General features: G+C 62.7%; 24 protein-coding genes and 6 tRNA genes. 17 read left to right on the top strand and 13 right to left on the bottom strand.

Annotated elements, in window-relative coordinates:
• Positions 1-27: 27 nt before the first annotated feature.
• Genes msrB through ATN37_RS09970 form a run of 4 tightly spaced genes read right to left on the bottom strand, consistent with a single transcriptional unit; the run spans position 28 to position 4,135 of the window.
• Positions 28-459 (bottom strand): peptide-methionine (R)-S-oxide reductase MsrB, encoded by a 432-nt coding sequence (msrB, locus tag ATN37_RS09985; RefSeq protein ID WP_003942631.1) that lies wholly within the window; start codon positions 457-459, stop codon positions 28-30.
• A 9-nt stretch (positions 460-468) separates the two neighbouring features.
• Entirely contained in the window at positions 469-1,752 is a 1,284-nt protein-coding gene (locus ATN37_RS09980) for a glycosyltransferase family 87 protein (protein ID WP_042449935.1), read from the bottom strand.
• Between the two features lie 60 nt (positions 1,753-1,812).
• Positions 1,813-3,366 (bottom strand): alpha/beta hydrolase, encoded by a 1,554-nt coding sequence (locus ATN37_RS09975; RefSeq protein ID WP_054188504.1) that lies wholly within the window; start codon positions 3,364-3,366, stop codon positions 1,813-1,815.
• A 19-nt stretch (positions 3,367-3,385) separates the two neighbouring features.
• Complete coding sequence (locus ATN37_RS09970) at positions 3,386-4,135, bottom strand: pyrimidine reductase family protein (protein WP_042919913.1); 750 nt, start codon at positions 4,133-4,135, stop codon at positions 3,386-3,388.
• A gap of 43 nt (positions 4,136-4,178) precedes the next feature.
• On the opposite strand from ATN37_RS09970, the gene zapE reads away from it, so the two are divergent.
• Positions 4,179-5,195, top strand: a complete 1,017-nt coding sequence (zapE, locus tag ATN37_RS09965; protein ID WP_003942629.1) for a cell division protein ZapE — start codon at positions 4,179-4,181, stop codon at positions 5,193-5,195.
• A 12-nt stretch (positions 5,196-5,207) separates the two neighbouring features.
• Here the strand turns inward: zapE and ATN37_RS09960 are convergent, their stop codons facing one another.
• Both ATN37_RS09960 and ATN37_RS09955 read right to left on the bottom strand, forming a co-directional pair.
• Positions 5,208-5,741: an N-acetyltransferase gene (locus tag ATN37_RS09960; protein WP_003942603.1), complete on the bottom strand. Its 534-nt coding sequence runs from the start codon at positions 5,739-5,741 to the stop codon at positions 5,208-5,210.
• A gap of 67 nt (positions 5,742-5,808) precedes the next feature.
• Positions 5,809-7,005, bottom strand: coding sequence for an MFS transporter (locus tag ATN37_RS09955; protein ID WP_058038725.1), 1,197 nt, complete (start codon positions 7,003-7,005; stop codon positions 5,809-5,811).
• A gap of 116 nt (positions 7,006-7,121) precedes the next feature.
• Between ATN37_RS09955 and ATN37_RS09950 the strand changes: the two genes are divergently transcribed.
• Both ATN37_RS09950 and ATN37_RS09945 read left to right on the top strand, forming a co-directional pair.
• Positions 7,122-8,507, top strand: a complete 1,386-nt coding sequence (locus ATN37_RS09950) for a GH1 family beta-glucosidase (protein ID WP_054781938.1) — start codon at positions 7,122-7,124, stop codon at positions 8,505-8,507.
• A 174-nt stretch (positions 8,508-8,681) separates the two neighbouring features.
• Positions 8,682-9,158: an alpha-isopropylmalate synthase regulatory domain-containing protein gene (locus ATN37_RS09945; protein ID WP_003942597.1), complete on the top strand. Its 477-nt coding sequence runs from the start codon at positions 8,682-8,684 to the stop codon at positions 9,156-9,158.
• A gap of 146 nt (positions 9,159-9,304) precedes the next feature.
• On the opposite strand, the gene ATN37_RS09940 is transcribed toward ATN37_RS09945, so the two are convergent.
• From ATN37_RS09940 to ATN37_RS09920, 5 genes are all read right to left on the bottom strand, one after another.
• Positions 9,305-9,379 (bottom strand) — tRNA-Val (locus tag ATN37_RS09940).
• Between the two features lie 16 nt (positions 9,380-9,395).
• A tRNA-Gly gene (locus tag ATN37_RS09935) sits at positions 9,396-9,471 on the bottom strand.
• A 92-nt stretch (positions 9,472-9,563) separates the two neighbouring features.
• A tRNA-Val gene (locus ATN37_RS09930) sits at positions 9,564-9,638 on the bottom strand.
• 1 nt (position 9,639) lies between these two features.
• Positions 9,640-9,710 (bottom strand) — tRNA-Cys (locus ATN37_RS09925).
• Positions 9,711-9,735: 25 nt separating this feature from the next.
• A tRNA-Gly gene (locus ATN37_RS09920) sits at positions 9,736-9,808 on the bottom strand.
• 293 nt (positions 9,809-10,101) lie between these two features.
• Between ATN37_RS09920 and ATN37_RS09915 the strand changes: the two genes are divergently transcribed.
• The 9 genes from ATN37_RS09915 to pdxS all read left to right on the top strand — a co-directional run bounded on the left by ATN37_RS09915 (position 10,102) and on the right by pdxS (position 18,436).
• Positions 10,102-10,173: transfer RNA gene (locus tag ATN37_RS09915), tRNA-Val, on the top strand.
• Positions 10,174-10,360: 187 nt separating this feature from the next.
• On the top strand, positions 10,361-10,813 hold the full coding sequence (locus ATN37_RS09910; protein ID WP_030536868.1) for a TIGR02611 family protein: 453 nt from the start codon (positions 10,361-10,363) through the stop codon (positions 10,811-10,813).
• A gap of 133 nt (positions 10,814-10,946) precedes the next feature.
• Positions 10,947-13,004: a threonine--tRNA ligase gene (gene thrS / locus ATN37_RS09905; RefSeq protein WP_063316453.1), complete on the top strand. Its 2,058-nt coding sequence runs from the start codon at positions 10,947-10,949 to the stop codon at positions 13,002-13,004.
• Positions 13,001-13,555, top strand: coding sequence for an HIT domain-containing protein (locus ATN37_RS09900; RefSeq protein ID WP_003943307.1), 555 nt, complete (start codon positions 13,001-13,003; stop codon positions 13,553-13,555). The genes thrS and ATN37_RS09900 overlap by 4 nt, the downstream gene beginning before the upstream one ends.
• An 81-nt stretch (positions 13,556-13,636) precedes the next feature.
• Complete coding sequence (gene pgsA, locus ATN37_RS09895) at positions 13,637-14,314, top strand: phosphatidylinositol phosphate synthase (RefSeq protein WP_007732918.1); 678 nt, start codon at positions 13,637-13,639, stop codon at positions 14,312-14,314.
• Positions 14,311-15,213, top strand: coding sequence for a phosphatidylinositol mannoside acyltransferase (locus ATN37_RS09890; protein ID WP_030536867.1), 903 nt, complete (start codon positions 14,311-14,313; stop codon positions 15,211-15,213). The genes pgsA and ATN37_RS09890 overlap by 4 nt, the downstream gene beginning before the upstream one ends.
• Positions 15,210-16,337, top strand: coding sequence for a glycosyltransferase family 4 protein (locus tag ATN37_RS09885; protein WP_003943332.1), 1,128 nt, complete (start codon positions 15,210-15,212; stop codon positions 16,335-16,337). Before ATN37_RS09890 ends, ATN37_RS09885 begins: the two co-directional genes overlap by 4 nt.
• The gene (locus ATN37_RS09880) at positions 16,334-17,356 is read left to right on the top strand and encodes an NUDIX domain-containing protein (protein WP_047269324.1); all 1,023 of its coding nucleotides are present in this window, start codon (positions 16,334-16,336) and stop codon (positions 17,354-17,356) included. Before ATN37_RS09885 ends, ATN37_RS09880 begins: the two co-directional genes overlap by 4 nt.
• 171 nt (positions 17,357-17,527) lie before the next feature.
• On the top strand, positions 17,528-18,436 hold the full coding sequence (pdxS, locus tag ATN37_RS09875) for a pyridoxal 5'-phosphate synthase lyase subunit PdxS (protein ID WP_003943338.1): 909 nt from the start codon (positions 17,528-17,530) through the stop codon (positions 18,434-18,436).
• 101 nt (positions 18,437-18,537) lie between these two features.
• Here the strand turns inward: pdxS and ATN37_RS09870 are convergent, their stop codons facing one another.
• A complete protein-coding gene (locus tag ATN37_RS09870) occupies positions 18,538-19,014 on the bottom strand; it encodes a RidA family protein (protein WP_047269323.1) in 477 nt (158 codons plus the stop codon).
• 163 nt (positions 19,015-19,177) lie between these two features.
• On the opposite strand from ATN37_RS09870, the gene ATN37_RS09865 reads away from it, so the two are divergent.
• The 3 genes from ATN37_RS09865 (at position 19,178) to ATN37_RS09855 (ending at position 22,175) form a co-directional block, all read left to right on the top strand.
• The gene (locus tag ATN37_RS09865) at positions 19,178-19,600 is read left to right on the top strand and encodes an NUDIX domain-containing protein (RefSeq protein WP_030536863.1); all 423 of its coding nucleotides are present in this window, start codon (positions 19,178-19,180) and stop codon (positions 19,598-19,600) included.
• A 128-nt stretch (positions 19,601-19,728) separates the two neighbouring features.
• Complete coding sequence (locus ATN37_RS09860; RefSeq protein ID WP_218695080.1) at positions 19,729-21,240, top strand: HNH endonuclease signature motif containing protein; 1,512 nt, start codon at positions 19,729-19,731, stop codon at positions 21,238-21,240.
• Between the two features lie 113 nt (positions 21,241-21,353).
• On the top strand, positions 21,354-22,175 hold the full coding sequence (locus tag ATN37_RS09855) for an acyl-CoA thioesterase II (RefSeq protein WP_003943337.1): 822 nt from the start codon (positions 21,354-21,356) through the stop codon (positions 22,173-22,175).
• 35 nt (positions 22,176-22,210) lie between these two features.
• Here the strand turns inward: ATN37_RS09855 and ATN37_RS09850 are convergent, their stop codons facing one another.
• Positions 22,211-22,834, bottom strand: a complete 624-nt coding sequence (locus ATN37_RS09850; protein WP_003943324.1) for a hypothetical protein — start codon at positions 22,832-22,834, stop codon at positions 22,211-22,213.
• A gap of 79 nt (positions 22,835-22,913) precedes the next feature.
• Between ATN37_RS09850 and tesB the strand changes: the two genes are divergently transcribed.
• Together tesB and pdxT are read left to right on the top strand one after the other, a co-directional pair.
• Positions 22,914-23,783, top strand: coding sequence for an acyl-CoA thioesterase II (gene tesB / locus ATN37_RS09845; protein ID WP_007732935.1), 870 nt, complete (start codon positions 22,914-22,916; stop codon positions 23,781-23,783).
• Positions 23,783-24,388 (top strand): pyridoxal 5'-phosphate synthase glutaminase subunit PdxT, encoded by a 606-nt coding sequence (gene pdxT, locus ATN37_RS09840; RefSeq protein ID WP_007732937.1) that lies wholly within the window; start codon positions 23,783-23,785, stop codon positions 24,386-24,388. Before tesB ends, pdxT begins: the two co-directional genes overlap by 1 nt.
• Positions 24,389-24,398 lie beyond the last annotated feature (10 nt).

The raw sequence follows: 24,398 nt of genomic DNA, 5'->3' as shown, positions 1-24,398 counted from the left end.
AGTGACACGGGGTAGCCCACGACCTGGCTACTGAGCGGGCTTGAGAACCAGCGAGATCGAGTTGATGCAGTACCGCTGATCGGTCGGCGTCGGGTATCCCTCGCCCTCGAAGACGTGACCGAGGTGGCTGTGGCACTTCTTGCAGATGACCTCGACCCGGCGCATTCCGAGTGAGCTGTCTTCTTTCAGGATCACGGCATCCGAATCCGCCGGATCGAAGAAGGACGGCCACCCGCAGTGCGATTCGAACTTCTCGGTGCTGCGGAACAGTTCGGCTCCGCAGGCCCGGCAGGAGTAGACACCTTCCGTGGTGGTGTCGGTGTACTCGCCGACGAAGGGGCGTTCGGTGCCGGCTTGGCGCAGGACGGCGAACTCCTCCGGCGTCAGTTTTTCGCGCCACTCGCTCTCGGTGTACGTGACCTCAGGTGTGCTGTCGATGCCATCGTGTGAAGAACTCATGCCTCCACGCTAATGCTTTGTCGCCGTTTCGGCTTCGTGGGCAGGTGAGACGGTATCGAGTGGGGGATCGAGGAGGTACGCGGGATCGATTCCCCGATCCAAGCGGCCCTCTCGACGCGCGACCAGATACCGGTATCCGAGGACACAGAAGATCACGATCAGCAGAAGGCTCCAGCCGAGGGTGCTCTTGGTGTATTCGGCCGCCCGGCCGAAGGTCGGCCAGCGGTTCGACCACCAGCTGTCGAACGTCATGAAGCCGTAGACGGCGAGCCAGGCCGGCCAGTTCCGCATGACCGAGTTCTTGAGCACCACGGACATCAGGAGCGGGAGCAGCATCATCGAGTAGTACATCTGGCCGAGCGAGGGCAGCAGGAACGACGCGGTCATGATCACACCGGTCGCGGTGGTGAGGAAGAACAGTTCGTCGTTGCGGTAGTAGCGGTACAGAAGCCACAGCGAGACGACGACCATGGCGGCCAACACGACGCGCAAGAGCAGGATCAACCATTCGGGCAGACCGAAGTAAGCGCCATTTCCGACAATCGAACTGTTGAAGTAGTCACGAGATTCGAGCAGGTACGGCACGGTGCGGCGGACGAAGTCCATCGGATCCGACGCCAGCGGCCATGCCACGACCGTGAGAATGAACGGGATGCCCAGGGCGGTGACGAACACCTTCCACTGACCGCGAACGAGTGGCAGCAGGAGCAGCGGCGCGAGAGTGGGTTTCACTGCGATGGTGAGACCGATCGCGGCGCCGGCCCACAGATCCTTCTTGCGCATCAGCAACAGGAGGAAGGCAACTTCGCCCAGCAGGACGAGGCCGTTGATGTTGGTGAACACCAACGTGTTGGTGACCGTCTCCGACATGAACGCGCCGAGCACCAGAATCGGCGCCGCGATGGAACTGATCGTCAGGTCGAACAAGCGCAACAGCAGGTAGAGAGCCACGAGAATGGCGACGGCATTGACACCGATGAACAGCCACCGTGAGCGCTCGGGATCGAGGATCGCCAGGGGTGCCATCAACAAGGAACCCGATGGTGGGTACAGGTAATGGGGGTCTACGGAGTTGAAATCTGCGGTGTAGACGTCGCGCCCGTTCCAGAACGCCAGCGCGGCGTTGTAGACCGGTCGGAAGTCATCGGTGATGGCGCCGTTGACTGCTGTGACGATGACACGATTGAGCACTGTCATCACGGCGATCGGCCACAAAACGAAGTTGACGACTTGTTGGGTTGTCCGCCCGGTACGCGGCTCGAGCTGTCGAAGGAACACTTCGGCACGGTACACCGGAGCAGGGTGTGATCGGGGGATGCACCCCTTTTCGGTCGTGGTGGACGAGCGCCCGAGTCAGGCCGGGCACACGCTTCCGTTACTGGGAAGGGAGGCGTCGCTGAGGTAGAGGCGCATCGCCTGTTGAGCGCAGGTGGATTGTGCCGCGGGGTGACCCGCACCTTGCCAGTCCAGAGTTGCGAAGCGCGATCCTGCATTGGTCACGACGCCGGTGACGGTCGAGAGTCCGGAGTTCCCGACGGCCGGGTCACCCTGACCGCTCAGCACGAGGACTGGGGGCTTCAACTGATTCGGCAGGGGGGAGTTGGCGGTCGACGGCCAGCTGGCGCACGCCAGCAACCCGAGCGCGGCTTCTCGCCCGAACACCGGATAGTTGGTGCCCCAGGTGTCCGCAAGCTCGCGCGCACGCCCGATGCCCGGCCATTGCATGCCGTCGGTGCACCGTCCGATGAACTGGCCGTCGCCGTCCACCTCGTTCTCCGCCCGGGCGGCGCGCTCTCGAATCGGCGAAGCGTTGCCGGTACCGAGCGCGGACAGAGCGTCGGACAGTGAGCGGGTCTCCTGCTCACGGTTGGTTCCGGCAGTCCACAGGCTGGCCGAAATCGCGTTCGACACCGCAGCGGCGGACAGCGGCTGGAATTCATCGGCTCGAGCGCGCTCCATCAAGTCCGTGACCGATTTCTTCGGATCAGGTCCGAGCGAGCACCCCAGCGCCACACATCGCTGAGCGAATGCCGCCAATGCCGCTTCCTCGCCCTGCACGCGGCTTTCGGCCTCGGTCGCAGCGTCGGTGGCCACCGGAGCGGGAGAATCGAGGATCAATCTCGCGAGGTTGTTCGGGTGGGCTGCCGCATAGCTCAGCGCGATGTCCGAGCCGGACCCTGCAGACCACAGAGCGATGGTCTCGACGCCCCACCGTGTACGTAGAGCGTCGATGTCCTCGGCTGCGGAGTCGGCGCCGAACTTCAGTTCTTGAGGGTCGAGGTAGTCCGTGCAGGCAATGGTGGCGTCGTGACCGAGAGCCGCGACCGCATCGGCGGCGTCACCGGTGGAATCCGCGTCGAACTGGCCCAGATCGTGAAGGCCACGCCGAATTTCCGGCGTCATGCAGTCGATTGCGGTGGACCTGTCGATTCCGCGTCGATCGAGGGCAACCACGGGATGTTCGGTGAGAACCGTGTTCAAGCCGGATGCGGCGAGCATGGCCAGAGAGTTTCCCGACGAACGATCGGTGCCCGATGTGAACACGATCGGATACGCGTCGGCAGGCGTCGACGAGGTCCGAGCGCGGGTCAAGCCGGCAGTGAAGTTGCCGTCGATGGCGCCGGTCACGTCGATGGGGGCATTGAATTCCGCGCATTCGAGAATGACGCCGGCGCTCGACGCCGCGAGAGCCTGGTCGGCGAGTGACGTGCCGGTGCAGTCTCGCCACGGTATGTCATCGGTCGGGACGCCAGGGTCAACCGGCGGCGCATCGGGCGACGGTCCCTCGCTCTGGGCAGGGCTGCCGTCGGTGCGGCCTTCGACCGCGACGGCGGGCCGAAGCGACGGACCGGCGCCGCACGCACAACACGTCGCGAGGACGACGGCCATCAAAGCAACTCTGCGCATGCCGACCAGAGTGCCAGGTTCACCGACGTGGCTGCTGACGAACCCATCGAGTGAGGATCGTGCCGTCCGTATCACCGAGAATGTGCGCGGGACGCATGGCTGTGGGCATTGCGTTGGGGGAGAGTGAGATTCGGCCGACTTTGCTCCCCACCAGTTGAGGTGACGTGGTGATGCAGAGTTCGTCGACGGCATTGTCCTCGATCAACTGCCCGAAAAGTGACGGTCCGCCCTCGCACAGCACGCGACGGAGCTTGCGAGCCGACAAGGCCCTGTCGATGTCGCCGCTGGTGACGTTCGGTGAGTCCGTCACCTCCACCTGCGCTCCGGCAGATCTCAGCGCCGAAATTGCCGCGGAGTCCGCGTCGCGACCGACAACAAGGATCGGTGGAACTTCGGTATCGCGAAGGAGTCGGCTTTCGGGGTCGATCGACGCGTGCGCCGAGACGACGAGGATCGGTGGGACCGGAGCGAGGCCGTCGGCAGTGCGACGCGCCCGGGCTTCGTCCGAGACCTGCACACCCCCGTAGTTCTCGGCTCGCGCTGTGCCTGCGCCGACCACGACGACGTCACAAAGTTCGCGCAAGATCCCGAATACCGACTTGTCTGCCGGTGTGCCCAGTCCACCGCTCACTCCGTCGACGGCGACGCACCCGTCGATGCTGGAAACGAAGTTCACGCGCATCCAGGGTTGCGAGAGGTTCTCCGGATAGGCGTACAAGCCGCGGAGTTCGTCGTCGTGGCCTGGTGTGAAGTAGGTCGCAATATCCATACGGTGCACATGAGAGATCACATCACGTAGATACCCTTGACGGATGCATGAACGTCTTGTCGATCGAAGCCCGGTGGTACCCGCCGATCAACTGGTAGCTCAAATGGTGCCTCCCGCAATGTTCGACGAGGTGAGTTTTGCGTCCTACATTCCTGATCCGAAGGAACCGAGCCAGGCAGCTGCTGTCGCCAAGGCCGAGGAATTCTCCAAGCGCGTCACCAAGATCCGTAGTGGTGGACGCCGCGGACTGTTCGGCAAGAAGACCCAGGCGACCGGCGCCGGCCTGTACCTCGACGGCGGGTTCGGTGTCGGTAAGACTCACTTGCTGGCGTCGATCTTCCACAGCGTTCCGTCGCCGAAGGCTTTCGGAACCTTCGTCGAGCTGACACACGTCGTCGGCGCTCTCGGCTTCAACAAGGCGGTCGAAGCGCTCGCCGACCACAGCGTTCTCTGCATCGACGAGTTCGAGCTCGACGATCCGGGCGACACCATGCTCGTATCCCGCCTCCTTTCGGAGCTTTCCGCGCGCGGCGTGTCCATCGTCGCGACGTCGAACACGCTTCCCGGCCAGCTCGGGGAGGGTCGCTTCGCCGCCCAGGACTTCCTGCGCGAGATCAAGAAGCTCGGCTCGATCTTCGAGACGATTCGCGTCGACGGCCCCGACTACCGTCACCGCGATCTCCCGCCCGCACCCGAGCCCATCTCCTCGGAGGAGTTGGTCTCTCGGGCCGACGCCATCGACGGCGCCACGCTCGACAACTTCGACGAGCTGTGCAAGCACCTCAGCACCCTGCACCCGTCGCGGTACAACAAGCTGGTCGAGGGTGTGAAGGCCGTGTTCATCGACGGTGTCCACCCGGCAACGGATCAGTCCGTTGCACTGCGCATCGTGGTTCTCGCCGACCGCCTGTACGATGCGAGCATCCCGGTCACCGTTTCCGGCGCACGCCTCGACGAGATCTTCACCCCCGAGATGCTCGCCGGTGGGTACAAGAAGAAGTACTTGCGCGCGACCTCGCGCCTGCTCGCACTTTCTCGTTTCGAGGTCGCGGCCGGCTAGTCTGCACGCCTGTCAGCTGACGGGGCGCTCCATCACGAAATCGTGGTGGAGTTGTGCGCCCACGAGGAAAGTCTTCGTGCCGACCTGTGTGAAACCGTGCTTTGCGTAGAACTTCTGGGCGCGCAGGTTCTCCTGATTGACGCCCAGCCAGATCCCGGCACTTCCGCTGCGTCGTGCGTGGTCGACAACCGCGTCCATCAAGGATGCTGCCGCGCCGGTTCCGTGGTTACCCGGAAGCACGTACAACTTGCTGAGTTCTGTTGTCGGGCGAAGTGTCACAGCAGCTTTGACGTCCGGGTCGGCGGGCTCGTCGTCGACAAGCATCGCGTAGCCGACGATCGAACCGTCGCGAATGACCTTGAGAACGGTTCGCGTCGGATCGGTCAGGTACTCGGAGAACTTGTCGACGGAGAGAACGTTGTCGATGAAGGCACTGATGTCGTCGTCGGATGCGTCCGGCGGACACGCCAGTGGAAATGTCACCGCTGCCACGTCGGCGATTGCTTCGGAATCCCAGATCCCGGCCCGGTCAACGGTGATCGTCACGTCAGTTTCTGCCTCTCGCGCACACAATTCGGTCGATCAAGTACACCACTTTCCTCGGGCGCAATGCTCAAGCGGCGTTCTCGGCGACCGGAGTTGTGGCTCGTTTCGGTGCGAACGCGGGAGCAAGAGCTATCAAGATCGCGCAGAACGCCAGCGGAATCAGGAACCCGATTCGAAGGTCACTGAAGGCAGCGACCGCGCCGACGATGCCGCCGCCGACGACTGTGCCGACGTAGTTGAAGAGGTTGATGCGTGCGATCACCGCATCGACCTGATCCGGGGGAGCCATCCTGCCGGCAGCGCTGAAGCAGATCGGAGCGATCACCGGTACCCCGAGCCCGACGATGAGGAACCCGGCGATGGCAACGGCGGGAGATTGCGCGAGGACGACAACTGTCATACCGACTACGCCGATGAGAGAGCCGATCCGCACGACGGTGGTCTCACCGAATTTCCCGACCCAGTAGTCCCCGGTCAGTCGTGCGACAAGTGCCGCGATCTGATACGCCGCCACGGAAAGGGCAGCGGTCCCGGCGTCGGCGAGCAGTTCGTCCTTGACGTACAGAGTCGACCAGTTTCCGACGCTGAAGTCGACCGCGTAGAACAATGCCATCGCGACGCCGAGGAGGACGAAGGCGCGGGTGGGTACCGCGAATTTCGCGGTGCTCGTGATGTTTGCCTCGGCAACCGGAGACTCGGACCGATCGAGCAGTTGCGGGCCGAAGGCCAGAAGCATCAGTCCGACAACAACTCCCGCGATCACCTGCGTGACGCGGATCGAAATGTCGAGGCCTGCGGTAGCAGAGATGAACAGGGCGCCGACAATCGCTCCGACGCTCCAGGAAGCATGGAACGAGGAGAGGATGAAGCGGCCCTTGGCGTGTTGGATCGAGACTGCCTGCATGTTGGCGGCCGCGTCGACCATGCCGAGTCCGATGCCGTAGATCGCCAGGAAGACGAAGAACATCGCTGCGTTGGGCGCAATTCCGGTTGCCCCGCCGAAGACTGCGATGACGGCGAGCCCAGTTCGCAGGGTCATCTTGCTCGACGTTCTCACGGCCAGCATCTCGGCGAGCACGCTGCCGAGCCCGGCGATGACGGACACGGTGACAACCGCAACCACAACCAGTGTCTCGCTCAGCTCGAACAAGTCCTTGTACTGCGGCAGCTGCGTCAGAATGGCGGCGAGCAGAAATCCTTGAAGTCCGAAGGCCACCGAAGTGGCGATCCGAGCCCTCGTCAGGGTGCGGGTGTTATCCGTCATCAAGCAGGGCCTTTGTCTCGTTCGTTCGGTTAGGCCGAACGGTACTGGATCTTGATACTGGTCGAGTGTCCAACAAAGCTGCGTGTTTTGCACGGTTCTTTGATTAACTGACCGACATGACTCGGCAGCCGACACCAGAATTTCCGACTTCCTTCGTCTGGGGAACCGCCACTGCGGCCTATCAAATCGAAGGAGCTGTGGCCGAAGACGGTCGCGGACCGTCGATCTGGGACGAGTTCTGTGACCGTCCCGGTGTTGTCGTCGGGGGCGACACCGGGACGGTCGCTGCCGATCATTATCACCGCTGGGAGTCGGACATCGAGCTGATGAATCAGCTCGGGCTCGACGCTTATCGGCTGTCTCTGTCGTGGTCGCGCATTCTGCCCACCGGATCGGGGGCAGTGAATGCGAAGGGGCTCGACTTCTACGACCGCCTGATCGACCGACTGTGTTCGGTGGGAATTACTCCTGCCGTCACGCTCTTTCACTGGGATCTGCCCCTTGCCTTGCAGGAGCAGGGCGGCTGGATGAACCGCGACACCTCGTATCGGCTGGGGGAGTATGCGCAGGTCGTCGGCGAGCGACTGTCGGATCGGGTCGGAATGTGGATGCCGCTCAACGAACCAGTTGTGCACACGCTTTACGGGCATGCCCTCGGAGTTCACGCCCCCGGACTGGCCTTGGGGTTCGAGGCTTTCCAAGCCGCACATCACCAGCTGCTCGGGCATGGCCTCGCTGTCGAAGCGCTTCGGGCAACCGGATGCACGAACATCGGAATCGCCTCGAACCATGCTCCGGTGCGTGCCGCTTCGGATTCGCCGGAAGACGTGATGGCTGCCGACATCTACGACCACGTCGTCAATTGGATGTTCGCCGACCCGGTTCTGGTCGGGAAGTACCCGGCCGACGAATTCGCTCAGCTGCTCAGCGGTCCTGTCGACGAGGACTTGAAAATCATCGGGGCGCCGCTCGACTGGTACGGGATCAACTACTACGAGCCGACGATGATTGCTGCTCCGGTGGAAGGCCAGGGGACCGAAGGTGTGCTCGAAGTCGACCTGCCCCCGGGCCTGCCCTTTGCCCCTGTCGCGATTACCGGTTATCCCACAACCGATTTCGGTTGGCCGATCGTTCCCGAGGGGCTGGGCGAGATCTTGCGGACGTTCCACGCCCGCTTCGGTGACGCACTGCCGCCGATCTACATCACCGAAAGCGGATGTTCATTCCACGACGCCCCGGATGCCGCAGGCGTCGTCGACGACGAAGCACGAATCGACTACCACGATGCGCACCTTCGCGCCCTCCGATCGGCAATGGACGACGGTGTCGACGTCCGCGGTTATTTTGTGTGGTCACTTCTCGACAACTTCGAATGGGCTGCGGGATACAAGGAGCGTTTCGGCCTGGTGCACGTCGATTTCGACACCCAGAAGCGCACTCCGAAGACCTCGTTCGAGTGGTATCGCGCCCTCATCGCCGAGCACAAAGCGGCTCAGGTCTGACCTGTGCGGAGGCGGTCTGGGTTGCATTCTCGAACCGGGCCGCCTAGCCTCGTCTCTCATGAAGCGAATTCTCGTAGTAAGCCGCCGTAGCGGGGTCTGAATCGGACCGACCCCTCGCTGCGGGTCGTCTTGCTACCAGTTGGTCCTCCACTTCATTCCAGGAAGACCACGATCATGACTTACAACTTCGCTTTCGCTTCTGATTCTTCTTCTGCTGCTGATCCCTTCGCGGCGCGTCACGGCAAATCTCTGCCCGCCGGCTTGCGTGCCGAATGCTCAGCGATGTCGTGGACCGAGTTCGAGTCCACGTATGCGGCTATGAGTGGCCCGATCCGTCTGGGTGCGTGGTCCTCCGAGAAGATTGCGCCGGGTCGTTGGACCTTCGAAGCGACTCTAGGTCTGGGGGAGCGTATCCAGAAAGCGTCCGCCACCTCGACCGGCGCGATCTCGGCCATGACGTCGATGCTGCACGACGCGGGAATCTCGCTCGAGATCCTGTCTTTCCATCAGCACCAGATCGGCCACCGCACGGCGACGTTCATCTTCACCGAGTGCGACGGCCGTCGGAGCTGGGCGATGGGTATTGCGGAGTCGTCGACGGAGTCCTCGCTGCGCGCGATGACTTCGGCAGCGAACCGCTTCTCTCACTGAGCAGTTACAACAATCTGATCAGCTACATCAACCGCAGTACTGACGTGGATTCCCGAGGGGGCTTGCGTCAGTACTGCGGCCCGTGTGTTCGGCGCTCGAACGCAAAAAGCCGGAACCCTGAGGTTCCGGCTTCTTGCATTCTAAAATGGTGCGCGATACTGGGATTGAACCAGTGACCTCTTCCGTGTCAGGGAAGCGCTCTCCCGCTGAGCTAATCGCGCGGGTTCTGGAGAAAAATGGAGCGGACGACGGGATTCGAACCCGCGACCCCAACCTTGGCAAGGTTGTGCGCTACCAGCTGCGCCACGTCCGCATGAGCAATGAACTCCGTTACCGGAACTCAGTACTTTTCTAACTTATCAGACCTGCAAGCAGGTCTTGACCATCAGGCCCGAGGGCCTGACGTGGTGCGCGATACTGGGATTGAACCAGTGACCTCTTCCGTGTCAGGGAAGCGCTCTCCCGCTGAGCTAATCGCGCGAGGTGGAGACGGGAATCGAACCCGTGTGCACGGCTTTGCAGGCCGTTGCCTCACCACTCGGCCACTCCACCGTAAAAGGTTGAGTCACACCTCTCGAGCGGACGACGGGATTCGAACCCGCGACCCCAACCTTGGCAAGGTTGTGCGCTACCAGCTGCGCCACGTCCGCATCGCACCGTGTTGCTTGGGGAGCTGCTCGCTCTCCTCGGTGCGTTGGAAACATTAGCCGACCGTGTCGGATACACACAAATCACCAGCTCAGTGGCGTGTTCGGAGTCGAATCGGCCCGTTGCGCGCGTTGCAACTGTCCGTCTTGGCGATGAATACGGTCTGAAATCAGCTCGAATTCGTAGATTTCGGGGTCGCCTGGAGCAAAACGAATGCCAACCTGGTGATTCGTATTCATCGCGCAGCCGTGTTAATGTTCCAACTCGTTCGAGCGCATGCGTTCGGATGACTTACGGTCCCGTGGCTCAGTGGGAGAGCGTCCGCTTCACACGCGGAAGGTCGCTGGTTCGATCCCAGCCGGGACCACAGAAAAACACTGAAGGCGTTCCCGATCATCGGGGACGCCTTTAGTCGTTTGAGAGCACAGCTGGTCGAGGGCACAGCTGTTCGAGGGCACGGTTATTTCGGGATGCAGACCGTCGTCGCAGGTCGCCGGGCGACGATTTCGGTAGCCTGGTCGAAGAGACATTTCGCGACCGAAAAGGTGACTGCTTTGAGTACCGAAAAGGTCGATTCTTCCGTCGACGATTCAGACCTGTCCGTCTTCCAGGACGCAGAGTCCCGCTGGGAGCGGTGGCGCGCGGGAATCGCCGCGCGGCCCACCCTCAATCTTGCGTACCGCATCGGTGTCGGAGTCGTGGGCACGATCGTGTTCGCCGCCGGCATCGTGGCTATTCCGTACCCCGGGCCCGGTTGGCTCATCGTTTTCGCCGGCCTCGGCATCCTGGCGTCGGAGTTCGCGTGGGCACATCGACTCCTTCATTTCGCGAAGGCTCGATACGACCGGTTCATGGAATGGTTCGGCAAGCAGTCGCTGTTCGTCAAAGGGTTGGGCGTTCTGTTCACCACAGTGATCGTCTTGGCGACTTTGTGGGTGCTCGGCACTTTCGGCCTGATCGGGACATGGGTGGGCCTGGACTACTCGTGGCTCGAGTCGCCGCTGTGAGTTGAACGCGGCCCGGTTTCCTTCACTCGGTTGTCTCACCATGTCGGTAGGGCCGATAACATGATCGTGCGCGTGCTCGCAGTGGGTACGACGCCTGTCTAACTTGTCGCAATACCTTTAGGAGCACATCGCCGTGACCAGTCCCGCGCCAGAGCACTCAGCCGCCCCACTTCGGGTGCCCGCGGGGACGACCGCCGGGACTGCAGTGCGCGAAGCCGGATACCCCACGAAGGGGCCCGACGTGATCGTCGTTGTCCGCGATGGCGAGGGAACGCTCAAGGATCTGTCGTGGACACCTGATGTCGATGTCGACGTCGAGCCGGTGGCAGCATCCACCGAAGACGGCCGCAGCGTCATCCGGCACTCCGCGGCCCACGTCCTCGCGCAGGCGGTTCAGAAAGAATTCCCCGACGCGAAGCTCGGCATCGGTCCGCCGATCAAGGACGGCTTCTACTACGACTTCGCGGTGGACCGCCCGTTCACTCCGGAGGATCTGGCCAAGCTCGAAAAGCGTATGAAGCAGATCATCAAGGGATCACAGCGCTTTTCGCGTCGAGTCGTCGATTCGATCGAGGACGCTCGGGTCGAGTTGGCCGACGAGCCCTTCAAGCTCGAATTGATCGACGACAAGTCCGGTATCGACGATCCCGAGATCATGGAGGTGGGCGGCAACGAGCTGACCATCTACGACAATCTCGATCCTCGTACCGGCGACAAGATCTGGTCCGATCTGTGCCGCGGCCCGCACATTCCGACCACCAAGCACATCCCGGCCTTCAAGTTGACCCGAAGCTCCGCCGCCTACTGGCGTGGCAACCAGGACAACGCCGATCTTCAGCGTGTCTACGGCACCGCGTGGGAGTCCACCGAGGCTCAGGACGAATACCTCGAACTGCTCGCCGAGGCCGAGCGTCGTGATCACCGCAAGCTCGGTACCGAACTGGACCTCTTCAGCTTCCCCGACGAGCTCGGTTCGGGTCTGCCGGTGTTCCATCCCAAGGGCGGCATCATCCGCACCGAGATGGAGAACTACTCGCGCAGCCGCCACATCGAGGCGGGCTACGAGTTCGTCAACACTCCGCACATCACCAAGGGGCATCTGTACGAGGTTTCCGGTCACCTCGACTGGTACCGCGACGGCATGTTCCCGGCGATGCACGTCGACGAGGAACTGAACGAGGACGGCACCGTGCGCAAGCCGGGCCAGGACTACTACCTCAAGCCGATGAACTGCCCGATGCACAACCTGATCTTCCGTGCTCGCGGACGCTCGTACCGTGAATTGCCGTTGCGGCTCTTCGAATTCGGCTCGGTCTACCGCTACGAGAAGTCCGGCGTCATCCACGGCCTGACCCGCGTGCGCGGCATGACCCAGGACGACGCTCACATCTACTGCACCCGTGAGCAGATGCGCGACGAGCTGACCACCACGCTGCAGTTCGTGCTGAACCTGCTCAAGGACTACGGCCTCGACGACTTCTACCTCGAACTGTCCACCAAAAACCCGGACAAGTTCGTCGGTAGCGACGACGTCTGGGAAGAGGCGACCGCAACGCTCGCCGAGGTCGGCGAAGCTTCCGGCCTGACGCTGGTGCCGGATCCGGGCGGAGCCGCCTTCTACGGTCCCAAGATTTCCGTTCAGGTCAAGGACGCCCTCGGCCGCACCTGGCAGATGTCGACCATCCAGCTCGACTTCAACCTGCCCGAGCGGTTCGAGCTCGAATACACCGGCAACGACGGCGTCAAGACTCGTCCGGTCATGATCCACCGCGCGTTGTTCGGCTCGATCGAACGGTTCTTCGGTGTGCTGACCGAGCACTACGCCGGCGCTTTCCCAGCGTGGCTGGCACCGGTGCAGGTTGTCGGAATCCCGGTGGCCGAGGCGTTCGCCGATCACCTGTTCGACGTCACGAAGAAGCTCAAGGCTGCCGGTGTGCGCGCCGAGGTCGACTTCAGTGACGACCGTATGCAGAAGAAGATCCGTAACCACACCACGCAGAAGGTCCCGTTCATGCTCCTCGCGGGCGAGCGTGACGTGGAGGCCGGCGCGGTCAGCTTCCGTTTCCGTGACGGCACGCAGATCAACGGCATTCCCGTCGACGACGCCGTCCGGATCATCACCGAGTGGATCGGCCGCCGCGAGAACGCCTCGCCGACAGCCGAACTGGTGCAGCCAAGCGTGGCGCAGTGAGCGCCCCCGGTGACGACGGTCCAGGTTCGCTGATCGACCACGGCGTCGGTGACCCTGACCATTTGCAGCGCATTTGGTCGCCGCATCGGATGTCGTACATCACCGAGGCGCCCAACACCCCGGGCACGACAGGTGAACCGTTCATCGACATTCCGAAGATGTCGGACGAAGAAGGACTGATCGTTGCCCGCGGTGAGCATGTCTATGCGGTTCTGAACCTGTATCCGTACAACCCGGGGCACCTGATGGTGGTTCCGTACCGCAAGGTCGCGGCACTCGAAGACCTGACGCCGGAGGAGAGCGCCGAGTTGATGGCGTTCACCCAGCAGGCGTTGCGGGTGATCAAGAGCGTGTCGAATCCTCACGGATTCAACGTCGGCCTGAATCTCGGTGCCGCTGCGGGCGGTTCGCTGTCCGAGCACCTTCACCAACACGTAGTGCCACGTTGGGGCGGCGACGCCAACTTCATCACCGTGCTCGGTGGGGTCAAGGTGATGCCGCAATTGCTGCGGGAGACCAGGGGACTACTCGCCGGTGCCTGGCAACAATAGGTTGACGCATCCGGCTTCATGGCAGGATGCATTGCTGCAACGAGTTCCGAACCGGAACTCACGACGGGGAGGGTTCCTGCGGTGTTGAGCTTCTTCGGGCGCGCATCGGTGTCCAAGGTGACGGCACCTATGGGGAAGGCGCTGGTCAAGACCGGTCTGACGCCGGACTCGGTGACGGTGATCGGCACGGTGGCAAGCGTCGCCGGTGCGGTGACGCTGTTTCCGTCCGGACATCTGTTCTGGGGAACCATGTTCATCTGGTTCTTCGTCATGTTCGACATGCTCGACGGCGCAATGGCTCGTGCTCGCGGCGGCGGAACGCGGTACGGGGCGGTATTGGACGCGACCTGCGACCGCGTCGCCGACGGCGCGATTTTTGCCGGCCTGGCCTGGTGGGCGGTCTACCACGAGAACAGCAAGTGGCTGCTCGTCGCGACGCTCATCTGCCTCGTCACCTCGCAGGTCATCTCGTACGCGAAGGCGCGTGCGGAGGCGAGCGGGCTGACTGCGGACGGCGGGTGGATCGAGCGCCCGGACCGACTGATCATCGTGTTGGTCGGATCCGGCCTGACGGGTATGGGTCTTCCGTGGGCAATCCACATCGCGATGTGGGTACTTGCCGCCGGAAGCATCGTGACGGTCTTCCAGCGAGTGCTCGCGGTGCGCAATTCCCCTGGCGCTCGGGAACTTCTGCCGATCGCCCCGGCCGCATCGACGGTCGAAGGTGCGCCGGACACGGACGGCGAGGCAGAGAAATGAGCTTTGCCGAGCGTGCAACAGATCTGGGATACGCCGCGGGTTGGCGTCTGGTGCGAAGCCTGCCGGAATCGGTGGCGGTCAAGCTGTTCGACGCCGGAGCGGATTTCGCGGTACGCAAGGGCGGACCCGAACAACTCAGGAAGAACCTCGCGAGAGTTCTGGGCACGACGCCGGAGCAAGTTCCGGATCAGTTGATCAAGGATTCGATGCGCTCGTACGCCCGGTATTGGCGTGAGGCGTTTCGTCTTCCGTCGATGGACCTGGTCGCGACAGGTAAGGCGCTGCATGCGCTGGTCGAGGGCCAGGAGCATCTGGAAAAGGCAATGGCGGCAGGTCATGGCGCGGTATTGGCGCTGCCTCACAGCGGTAATTGGGACATGGCCGGCGTGTGGTGCGTTCAGCAGTGGGGCGGGTTGACCTCCGTTGCCGAGCGGCTCAAGCCCGAATCCCTGTACGAACGGTTCGTCGACTATCGCGAGAGTCTCGGCTTCGAGATCTTCCCGCTCAGCGGCGGGGAGCATCCACCGTTCGTCGAACTCTCCAAGCATCTGCGTGAGAACAAGATCGTGTGCCTGTTGGGGGAGCGCGATCTGGCGAAGAAGGGTGTGCCCGTCACCTTCTTCGGCGAACCTACTCGGATGCCCGCGGGCCCGGCGAAGCTCGCGATCGACACCGGCGCGCCGCTACTTCCGGTCCACTGCTGGTTCACACCCGACGGATGGGGTTTCAAGATCGACCCACCGATCGACGTATCCGGCGGAGTCGGCCCGGCCACGCAAGCACTTGCCGACCGTTTCGCGGTCAACATCGCAGCGCACCCCGCTGACTGGCACATGCTTCAACCGCTGTGGCGCTCGGACCTTTCCGAATCGCGGCTCGCCCGCATGGAGGGTGAATGAAAATCGGCATGATCTGCCCGTACTCCTTCGACGTCCCCGGCGGCGTCCAGGCGCACGTGGTGGATCTGGCCGAGGTGCTGATCGAACGTGGTCACAAAGTGAGTGTGCTTGCGCCGTCGTCCGATGACGACGAGTTGCCGGATTTTGTGGTTTCCGCAGGTAAAGCCGTCGCGATTCCCTACAACGGTTCTGTTGCGCGGTTGTCTTTCGGCCCGACGGCGAACAACCGCCTCCGCAAGTTCATCGCGGAAGGTGACTTCGACGTTCTACATATCCACGAACCCAATGCGCCGAGTCTGTCCATGCTCGCGTTGCGCATCGCGGAAGGCCCGATCGTCGCCACCTTCCACACGTCGACCACGAAGTCGTTGGTGCTGAGCACGTTTCAGGGTGTCTTGGCTCCGTATCTCGAGAAGATCAGCGGCCGGATCGCAGTCTCGGAGTTGGCGCGTCGTTGGCAGGTCGAGTCTCTCGGATCCGACGCGGTCGAGATCCCCAACGGCGTCGATGTCGCAGCGTTTGCCGAGGCCGATCTGTTGCCCGGCTACCCGCGCGAAGGTGGAACCATTCTGTTCCTCGGTCGCTACGACGAACCGCGCAAGGGGATGGCCGTCCTCCTCGGTGCGCTGCCGGAGTTGGTCGAGCGTCACCCGGACCTCGAAGTGATCGTGGTCGGACGCGGCGACGAGGAGAAACTCCGCAAAGAGGCGGGTAAGTACTTCAAGCATCTCCGCCTGCTCGGGCAGGTCAGTGACGAGGAGAAAGCGTCGGCGCTTCGCAGTGCGGACGTCTACTGCGCGCCCAATCTCGGCGGTGAGAGCTTCGGGATCGTGCTGGTCGAGGCCATGGCGGCCGGTACCGCCGTCGTCGCGAGTGAGTTGGACGCCTTCCGTCGTGTTCTTCGCGACGGCCAGGCCGGCTTGCTGGTCCCCATCGGGAACTCCGATGCCCTGGCCGAGGCAATCGATTCCGTCCTTGGCGACCCGGATCGACGACGCGCGCTGGTCAACACCGCGACAAGTGTTGTCGCCGAATACGACTGGCCGGTGGTGGCCGAACAGATCCTGCGTGTCTACGAGACCGTCACGGTTGGCGGCACCGGCGTACGCGTGGTGGGGTCATGACCTTCTCCGCTCTGACGATCTTCATTCTCGGGCTCGTCGCTGCCGTCGTCCTGGTCGTCGGACTGTGGGCGTACGGGACGGCGAACCGACTCGATCGACTGCATGTGCGTTCGGATCAGTCGTGGTTGGCGCTCGATGCGGCTCTGTCCCGTCGTGCCGCGGTTGTCCGCGCGGCGGCGGTGGACATGAACGCCGACGACGCGCGCAGATTCGTCACCTTGGCGGACGCCGCCGAACGTGCGGATCGTCAGGATCGCGAGCTTGCCGAGAACCGGCTGTCCAATGCTCTCGCTGCCTACGGCACGACGTCGCTGCGCCCTCAACTGGTGGCCGAGTTGGCCGATGCCGAAGCGCGCGTGCTGATCGCCCGGCGGTTCCACAACGACGCGGTGCGAGACACTCTCGCGTTGCGTACGCGTCGACTTGTTCGCTGGCTGCACCTCGGTGGAACGGCACCGCTGCCTCAGTATTTCGAGATCTCCGAGCGCACCACCGCGGCGGCGGTGCCCGAGGGCATCACCGTGGATACGTCACGGACCTCTGCCCGCGTGGTGATGCTGGACGAGGACGATCGGGTGTTGCTGTTGCGCGGCCACGATCCCAAGATCCCGAACACTTACTTCTGGTTCACCGTCGGCGGCGGGCTCGAACGGGGCGAACACCTGCGGGCGGCTGCCGTTCGTGAGATCGAGGAGGAGACCGGATTCGTCGTGGCTCCGGAGAATCTGCGAGGTCCACTCTGGCGTCGTGTGGCGATTTTCCCGTTCGACGGTGAGCTGATCCGTTCGGAAGAGCTGTTCTTCGCTACGCGCACTCACGGCTTCGAGCCGGTCTTCCAAGGCCACACGGAATTGGAGCAGCGTGCCATCACCGGCCATCGCTGGTGCAGCGCCGACGAGATCCGCCAATTGGCCAAGTCCGGTGAGCCGGTCTACCCGTTGGATCTGGCAAACCTCCTGGTGGAAGCGGCGACGATCGCGGACGGTACCGAGGATCCGGAAGTGCGTTCCATCCGCTGATCTTTCGGTCGTTCAGTGCTCGCGGGCAGTCTAAGGCCAGCAATGGCAAATTGGATACGGAATCGAAGGCCGGTTAGTCCTAGAGTTCTGGCCAGAGGCCTCCGAGCGAATGAACTCGTGTGTTCGCCGTGCCTCGTTTCTTTTGTCACGCCACTACTGCAGGAGTTTGCTGTGAGCACCCCCGACTCTGCCCCCACCACCGCCATCGGCACCGCCCGCGTCAAGCGCGGCATGGCTGAAATGCTCAAGGGCGGTGTGATCATGGACGTGGTCACCGCTGAGCAGGCCAAGATCGCCGAAGACGCAGGCGCCGTCGCCGTCATGGCACTCGAGCGGGTCCCCGCAGACATTCGCGCACAGGGCGGCGTCTCGCGCATGAGCGACCCGGACATGATCGACAGCATCATCTCCACCGTCAGCATCCCCGTCATGGCCAAGGCACGCATCGGTCACTTCGTCGAAGCGCAGATCCTGCAGAGCCTCGGCGTCGACTACATCGACGAGTCCGAGGTCCTGACCCCGGCCGACTACGCCAACCACATCGACAAGTGGAAGTTCACCGCTCCCTTCGTCTGTGGCGCCACCAACCTCGGCGAAGCGCTCCGTCGCATCAACGAAGGCGCGGCCATGATCCGCTCGAAGGGTGAAGCAGGCACCGGAGACGTCTCCAACGCCACCACCCATATGCGCACCATCCGCGGCGAGATCCGCCGGTTGACCTCGCTGAGCGAGGACGAACTGTACGTAGCCGCCAAGGAACTGCAGGCCCCGTACGAACTGGTCGTCGAGGTCGCCAAGGCCGGCAAGCTGCCGGTCACCATGTTCACCGCGGGCGGCATCGCCACCCCGGCAGACGCTGCCATGATGATGCAGCTCGGCGCCGAGGGCGTGTTCGTCGGATCGGGCATCTTCAAGTCCGGCAACCCGAAGCAGCGCGCCGAGGCCATCGTCAAGGCCACCACGTTCTACGACGACCCGGACGTGCTCGCCAAGGTCTCGCGCGGACTCGGCGAGGCAATGGTCGGTATCAACGTCGACGACCTGCCCGTCGGACACCGCCTCGCAGAGCGCGGTTGGTGACAGCAGGTTCGACGACCGGGCTCAGTGCCTGAAAGTCCTCACAGACGAAGGGGCGGCGGTTGCGTTGGCAACCGCCGCCCCTTCGGGGTGTGGCAGACCGATCAGATGCTGTCCGATACCTCGAACACGAACTCGACCTCGACGGCACTGTTTCGGGGTAGTTCGGCGACGCCGATCGCGGAGCGTGCGTGTTGTCCTGCCGTGCCGAAGATCTCGGCCAGCAGGTCGGAGGCGCCGTTGATCACCTGGGGTTGCTGCGAGAATCCGGATCCGGAAGCAACAAATCCAACAACCTTGACGACGCGAACGATGCGATCGAGCCCGACCAAGGCATCGACGGCCGCGAGTCCGTTGAGTGTGCACAACCGCGCCGCCTGGGCGGCGTCTTCGACGGAGACACCTTCGCCCAACTTGCCGATGCACGTCGTAGTGCCGTCGACGAGCGGCAATTGTCCCGACGTGTAGACGTATGCCCCCGTCTGAACAGCGGGGAGGTAGGAGCCTGCCGGGGTAGCGACCGGCGGGAGGGTCAGGTCGAGTGCTGCGAGTCGTGCGGTCCAGGTACTAGCGTCGTTCATCGAGTTCCTCAATGGATTCTTTTGTCTGGGAATGATGCTCGAGTCTGTCATCGGGAGTCTCGGCAAGTCCAAGTCGTATTTGCGCCCACCCCATCACTTTTGGTGATATTCGCCGTCGTCGGATTCAAAATGGTGTTCGAGTTGGCTACCTAAACTGTGTCGTATGTCGTCAATTCGTAACATCTCACTGGGGATACCTGTCCGTTCCGGTCACATACTCATACTCGACGGCACGGACTCTGTCACGGGGGAGAACTTTCATCGATTGATCGGTGGCGGTATCGAGTTCGGTGAGACGGCCGAGGCAGCGCTGCGGCGCGAGTTCGCGGAGGAACTCGGCGTCACGTTGGGAAGCGTCGAGTTGCTCGAGGTCGTAGAGAACATCTTCGAGTTCGAGGGGCGACCTGGGCATGAGATTGTCCATGTCTTTGGAGTCGACTCGGCTGACATCGATGCGTTTCCGCTCGACGTGCAACTCCGAGTCCTAGACGAAGGTAGTCCAGTCCACTGGGTATTGAGTGGTGGGTCCGACCGCCCTATCTACCCGGCCGAAGCTGCCCGCATTATCAACGCCCTGGTTCAGTAGGGGAATCCGTTGCCGGAACACGAGTGGCCGCAAAGGTTGCTCCGCAACAATTTTCGGTCAATCAGGATTGTTCGGACTGATTCCTGGAAATCATGGATATCGAACGTATATTCGAATAATGTTGAGGAATGTTCGATGATGGAGTAGGAAGTTCGGGTACCGCAGCGCAGCTGTCCGGTGCTGAATCCGACTGCGCCCTCATCGATCTCATCGCCGATCTGCATGCGCGCGAATCGATGCTCGTGGAACGGAAACTGGCTGCCATTGCCGAGTTTTTCGAGCGTCGCAGCGCTGACCACACTGATAACGGTGCTTGGTCGTCTACCGCTCACGAACTGGCTGAGGCCGAGCTCGGCGCGGCATTGACCATGGGCCGTGCCGCAGCGGGAAAGTTGATCGGTCTCGGCTTTTCTCTCAAGACTCGCCTCCATCGCACGCGTGCCGCCATGGCGCGCGGAGAACTGGATTTGTATCGAGTCGGATTGATCGACTCCGCTACAGCCAACGTCGATGACGATTTGATAGACGAGGTGGAACGGCAACTCCTCGAAAAGATTTCAGCACCACCGATACATGGCGGTACCGGCATGACGGGCCGCCGATTGACGGCGGCCATCGACCGTATCGTCGCCGTGGTGGATCCGGAGGGGATGCGCGAGCGTCGACGCCGCGCCCTCGCTGACCGGTTCGTGGGTGTGAGCGCTGCCGAAGACGGAATGGCGCGGATATTGGGGAGTATTCCGGCGGAGGAAGCACGGGCTTTCGACCGTCGGTTGCGGGAGTTGGCAATGTCGGTGTGTCGACACGATTCCCGTAAGTACGAGCAACGACGAGCTGACGCATTGGGAGCGTTGGTATCCGGGTCGACGATTCTGCCGTGCGATTGCGGCCGGGACGAGTGCCCACAAGATCGAAGCGGGATTGTGGTGGTGCGTCGGCCGTTGGTTCACGTGGTCATGCTGGAATCAACGCTTCAGGGCGGTGACGCACCAGGTGCAGACGAACCCGCTCACCTCGACGGTTATGGAGTGATCAGTGCAGAGCATGCACGTGACATCGCCGCGGGTGCGCTGATTCGGAATGTGAAGGTACCAGCCGACGCCGCGCTCGAGGCTGCCGGTATGGGCGAGCCAGTACCTTCGCCCGTCGTTCCTTCTGCGTTCGTGTACCGCCCGGGCGCTGTCCTCGACACCTGGGTGCGGGTGATCGCAGGAAGCTGCCAGTGGTTGCACTGCGATGTCGCTGCGTGGAATTCAGATCTCGATCACACTGAACCCTTTGATCATCGCGATCCCACTCGTGGTGGAAAGACCGTGGCCTCGAACTTGAGTGCCTATTGTCGAAATCATCACCGCCTCAAGCACTCCGGTCAGTGGGTGCACACCTCGAACTCGGACCGCAGCGTCATGCTGACCTCGCCGACCGGACATTGCTACCGAACGAGGCCGTCAGGTCTGCTGGCGGGAATGCTCGAGCCTGTACTGCCCGAGGGTGGTCGGCGTCGGCGCACACGTCTGGAAAACAAAGCCGCTCGTGTGCGGGGTGAACGCCGGCGGCAGCGGTTACGAATGCACCTCCGAATGAAGAAGAAGGCCCGGAGGAGGACCTTCGACGGCGGAGGCGATCCACCCCCATTCTGAGTAGGGCGGCATGCAACTCCATGATTTTGTATGCCCACTTTGGTGGCCGGGGGTGCGTCAGGCATTGTGTGAAGGTCGGTAGACGTCGGTACACGGGAAGATGTGGAGCATCGATGGCGAGGATCGAAGAAATTCTGGAGTTGGAACGCCTCGAGCGGGACATCTTTCGAGGAATCATCGCGGAGACCACCCTGACCCGCACTTTCGGCGGCCAGGTCGCCGGACAGGCATTGGTGTCGGCGGTACGCACGGTCGATCCGGCCTACTCGGTTCATTCGTTGCACGGATATTTCCTGCGTCCGGGAAATCCGATGGAGCCGACGGTTTTTCTGGTTGATCGTGTTCGGGACGGTCGATCGTTCGCGACCCGCTTGGTCACCGGAATTCAAGACGGGCAAGCCATTTTCACGATGTCGGCGTCCTTCCACGTCCAAGACGAAGGCATCGAGCACCAGGACGAGATGCCACCCGTTCCTGACCCCGAGACCTTGGCCATCGCCCAGGATTCGGAGGATCCCGAGACTGCGTGGTTGGCCCGCGAGTGGTCCGACTGGGACCTGCGAATGGTGCCGAAGGCCGACATCGACAAACGTCCGGGCGCTGCCGCACAGCAGCAAGTGTGGTTCCGTTCCCGCGAGGCGCTCCCGGACGACCCGGTATTTCACGTGTGCACGCTTGCCTACATGAGCGACATGACGCTGCTCGGATCTTCCCGCGGCCCCCACATGGACGTGGCCATGCAAAGCGCTTCGCTCGATCACGCCATGTGGTTCCTGCGGCCGTTCCGCGCCGACGAGTGGCTGTTGTACGACCAGACGTCGCCGTCAGCGGGCTTCGGTCGCGCACTGACGCAGGGACGAATCTTCGACAGCCGAGGAAATATGGTTGCTGCAGTCGTCCAGGAGGGTCTGACCAGGCTGTATCGCCCGAAGTGAGGTCGGCCGACGTGAGATCAATCGCAGTGAGACCTTCACTGGCGAGACCGCACCGCAGGCCGGGCCGGATGGTCGTATCTGACCTCGAAATCGACCTCCTCGGACACTTCTGATCGGTGTTCGAGGAGTGCCTCGACGGTCCACAGATCTGCCTCCGGTGTGTGCCGCCGCATGGCAGGTTCGCTCATGTCCAGGCGGACGCTGACGTCGAACTCCAGCCCGCGCCCGAGCAACATCGGACCGGCGATCACGATGACCGCGCGCTCATGGACGGGGATACGGGTCGACCGAGCCGATCGATCGGTGGGTTCGTCCCAGAGTTTCGGCAAGAACGCCCGTTTTGTGCGGGCTGCGGTGATCACTTCACGATCGAGTGCCGGATAGTCGAACCAGATAGTGCGGTAACTCAGCGCATCCTCGTGGCCGAACTCGTATCGCAGCGAAGCCGGCCGCACGTAGTCGTGCAGTGACACAACAGCACTCGGCCTGTTGCGCGACTCGACGGCGGTGCCGACCAGTTCCGCGAGCCGAGACGGCTGTGCACAATCAGGTCCGTCGATCGCTACTACCGCCACCGACGGAAACGATCCGCTCAGCGTTGCAATCTGCTCGGCCAAGGCGAGGGGACTGGACGGGATGAATGTACTCACGCCCACCATGGTGCCGTGCCCGCTCGCCGAGGCGATATTGTGAACCGTCATCGCGCCCAGTGCGGCGGTCTATGTTTTCGGAGGACTCATGGTTGGTATCGAGGAGATCCTCGCGCTCGAACACCTGGAGAAGGACATCTTCCGTGGTGCGGTCCATCCCACCGCACTTCAACGGACGTTCGGCGGGCAGGTTGCCGGGCAGTCGTTGGTTTCTGCCGTGAGCACCGTTGACGAGAGCTACCACGTGCACTCGTTGCACGGATATTTCCTGCGCCCGGGCAATCCGAAGATTCCGACGGTCTACCTGGTGGACCGCATCCGCGACGGGCGCTCGTTCTGCACCCGCCGGGTGAATGCAGTTCAGGACGGCAAGACGATCTTCACGATGTCGGCCTCGTTCCACGTCGACGACGAAGGTATCGAGCACCAGGACCGGATGCCCTCCGTTCCGGCGCCGGAGGACTTGCCGGATGCGCAGACCGTTCCGAAGTTGGCTGAATCGCAGTTCTATCAGGAGTGGAAGAACTGGGACATCAGAATTGTGCCCGCTGAGCAGAGCGCGTCAGCGCCGGATCTCGCCGCGCAACAACGCGTGTGGATGCGCTACCGCGAGGCTCTGCCGGATCGTCCGCTGCTGCACATCTGCACCCTCGCGTACCTCAGTGACATGACCCTGCTCGGAACTTCCAAAGTCCCGCACCGCGGCGTGAAGACGCAGACTGCTTCGCTCGATCACGCGATGTGGTTCCTGCGTCCGTTCCGGGCCGACGAGTGGTTGCTCTACGACCAGACGTCGCCGTCGGCAGGTTTTGGTCGCGCGCTCACTCAGGGGCGTATCTACGATCGCGATGGCAACATGGTGGCAGCGGTGGTTCAGGAGGGTTTGACGCGTCTCGAACGCGAACCCGACAGCCATGAGAGCAAGAACAGCCGTGAGAACAAGACAGGAACTGTGTGATGACGCGTCCGTTGATCGGTGTACTCGCCCTCCAAGGTGATGTTCGCGAACACCTTGCCGCACTCGATGATTCGGGAGCGGATGCGGTGGGTATCCGGCGCCCGGAGGAACTCGACAAGGTCGACGGCATCGTGATCCCCGGTGGCGAATCCACCACGATGAGCCGGCTTCTGCAGGTATTCGAGCTGCTGGAACCGCTTCGTGAGCGACTCCGCGGCGGGCTGCCGGCTTACGGATCGTGTGCGGGCATGATTCTGCTCGCCAGCGAGGTACTAGACACCCGGCCGGACGCCGAGCATCTCGGCGCCATCGACATGACGGTGCGCCGCAACGCTTTCGGTCGGCAGGTCGATTCTTTCGAGTCCGACCTGGAGTTCGAGGGCATCATCGGTGATCCCATTCGCGCCGTCTTCATCCGCGCGCCGTGGGTGGAGCGAGTTGGGCCGGGCGTTGAGGTCCTTGCGCAGGTTCCCGCCGCCGCGGGGGAGGCCGCAGGCCGGATCGTCGCGGTTCGGCAGGGCTCGGTGATCGCCACTTCTTTCCATCCTGAGGTTACCGGGGACCGTCGAGTGCACGAGATGTTCGTCGATCTGGTTCGCGGATAACTGGAGTAGT

Origin of the sequence: Rhodococcus sp. MH15 (genome assembly GCF_019266045.1) — a bacterium.
In the GTDB taxonomy this organism is placed as follows: Bacteria; Actinomycetota; Actinomycetes; order Mycobacteriales; family Mycobacteriaceae; genus Rhodococcus_F; species Rhodococcus_F qingshengii.
This window is presented reverse-complemented; position numbering and strand designations above follow the sequence as displayed.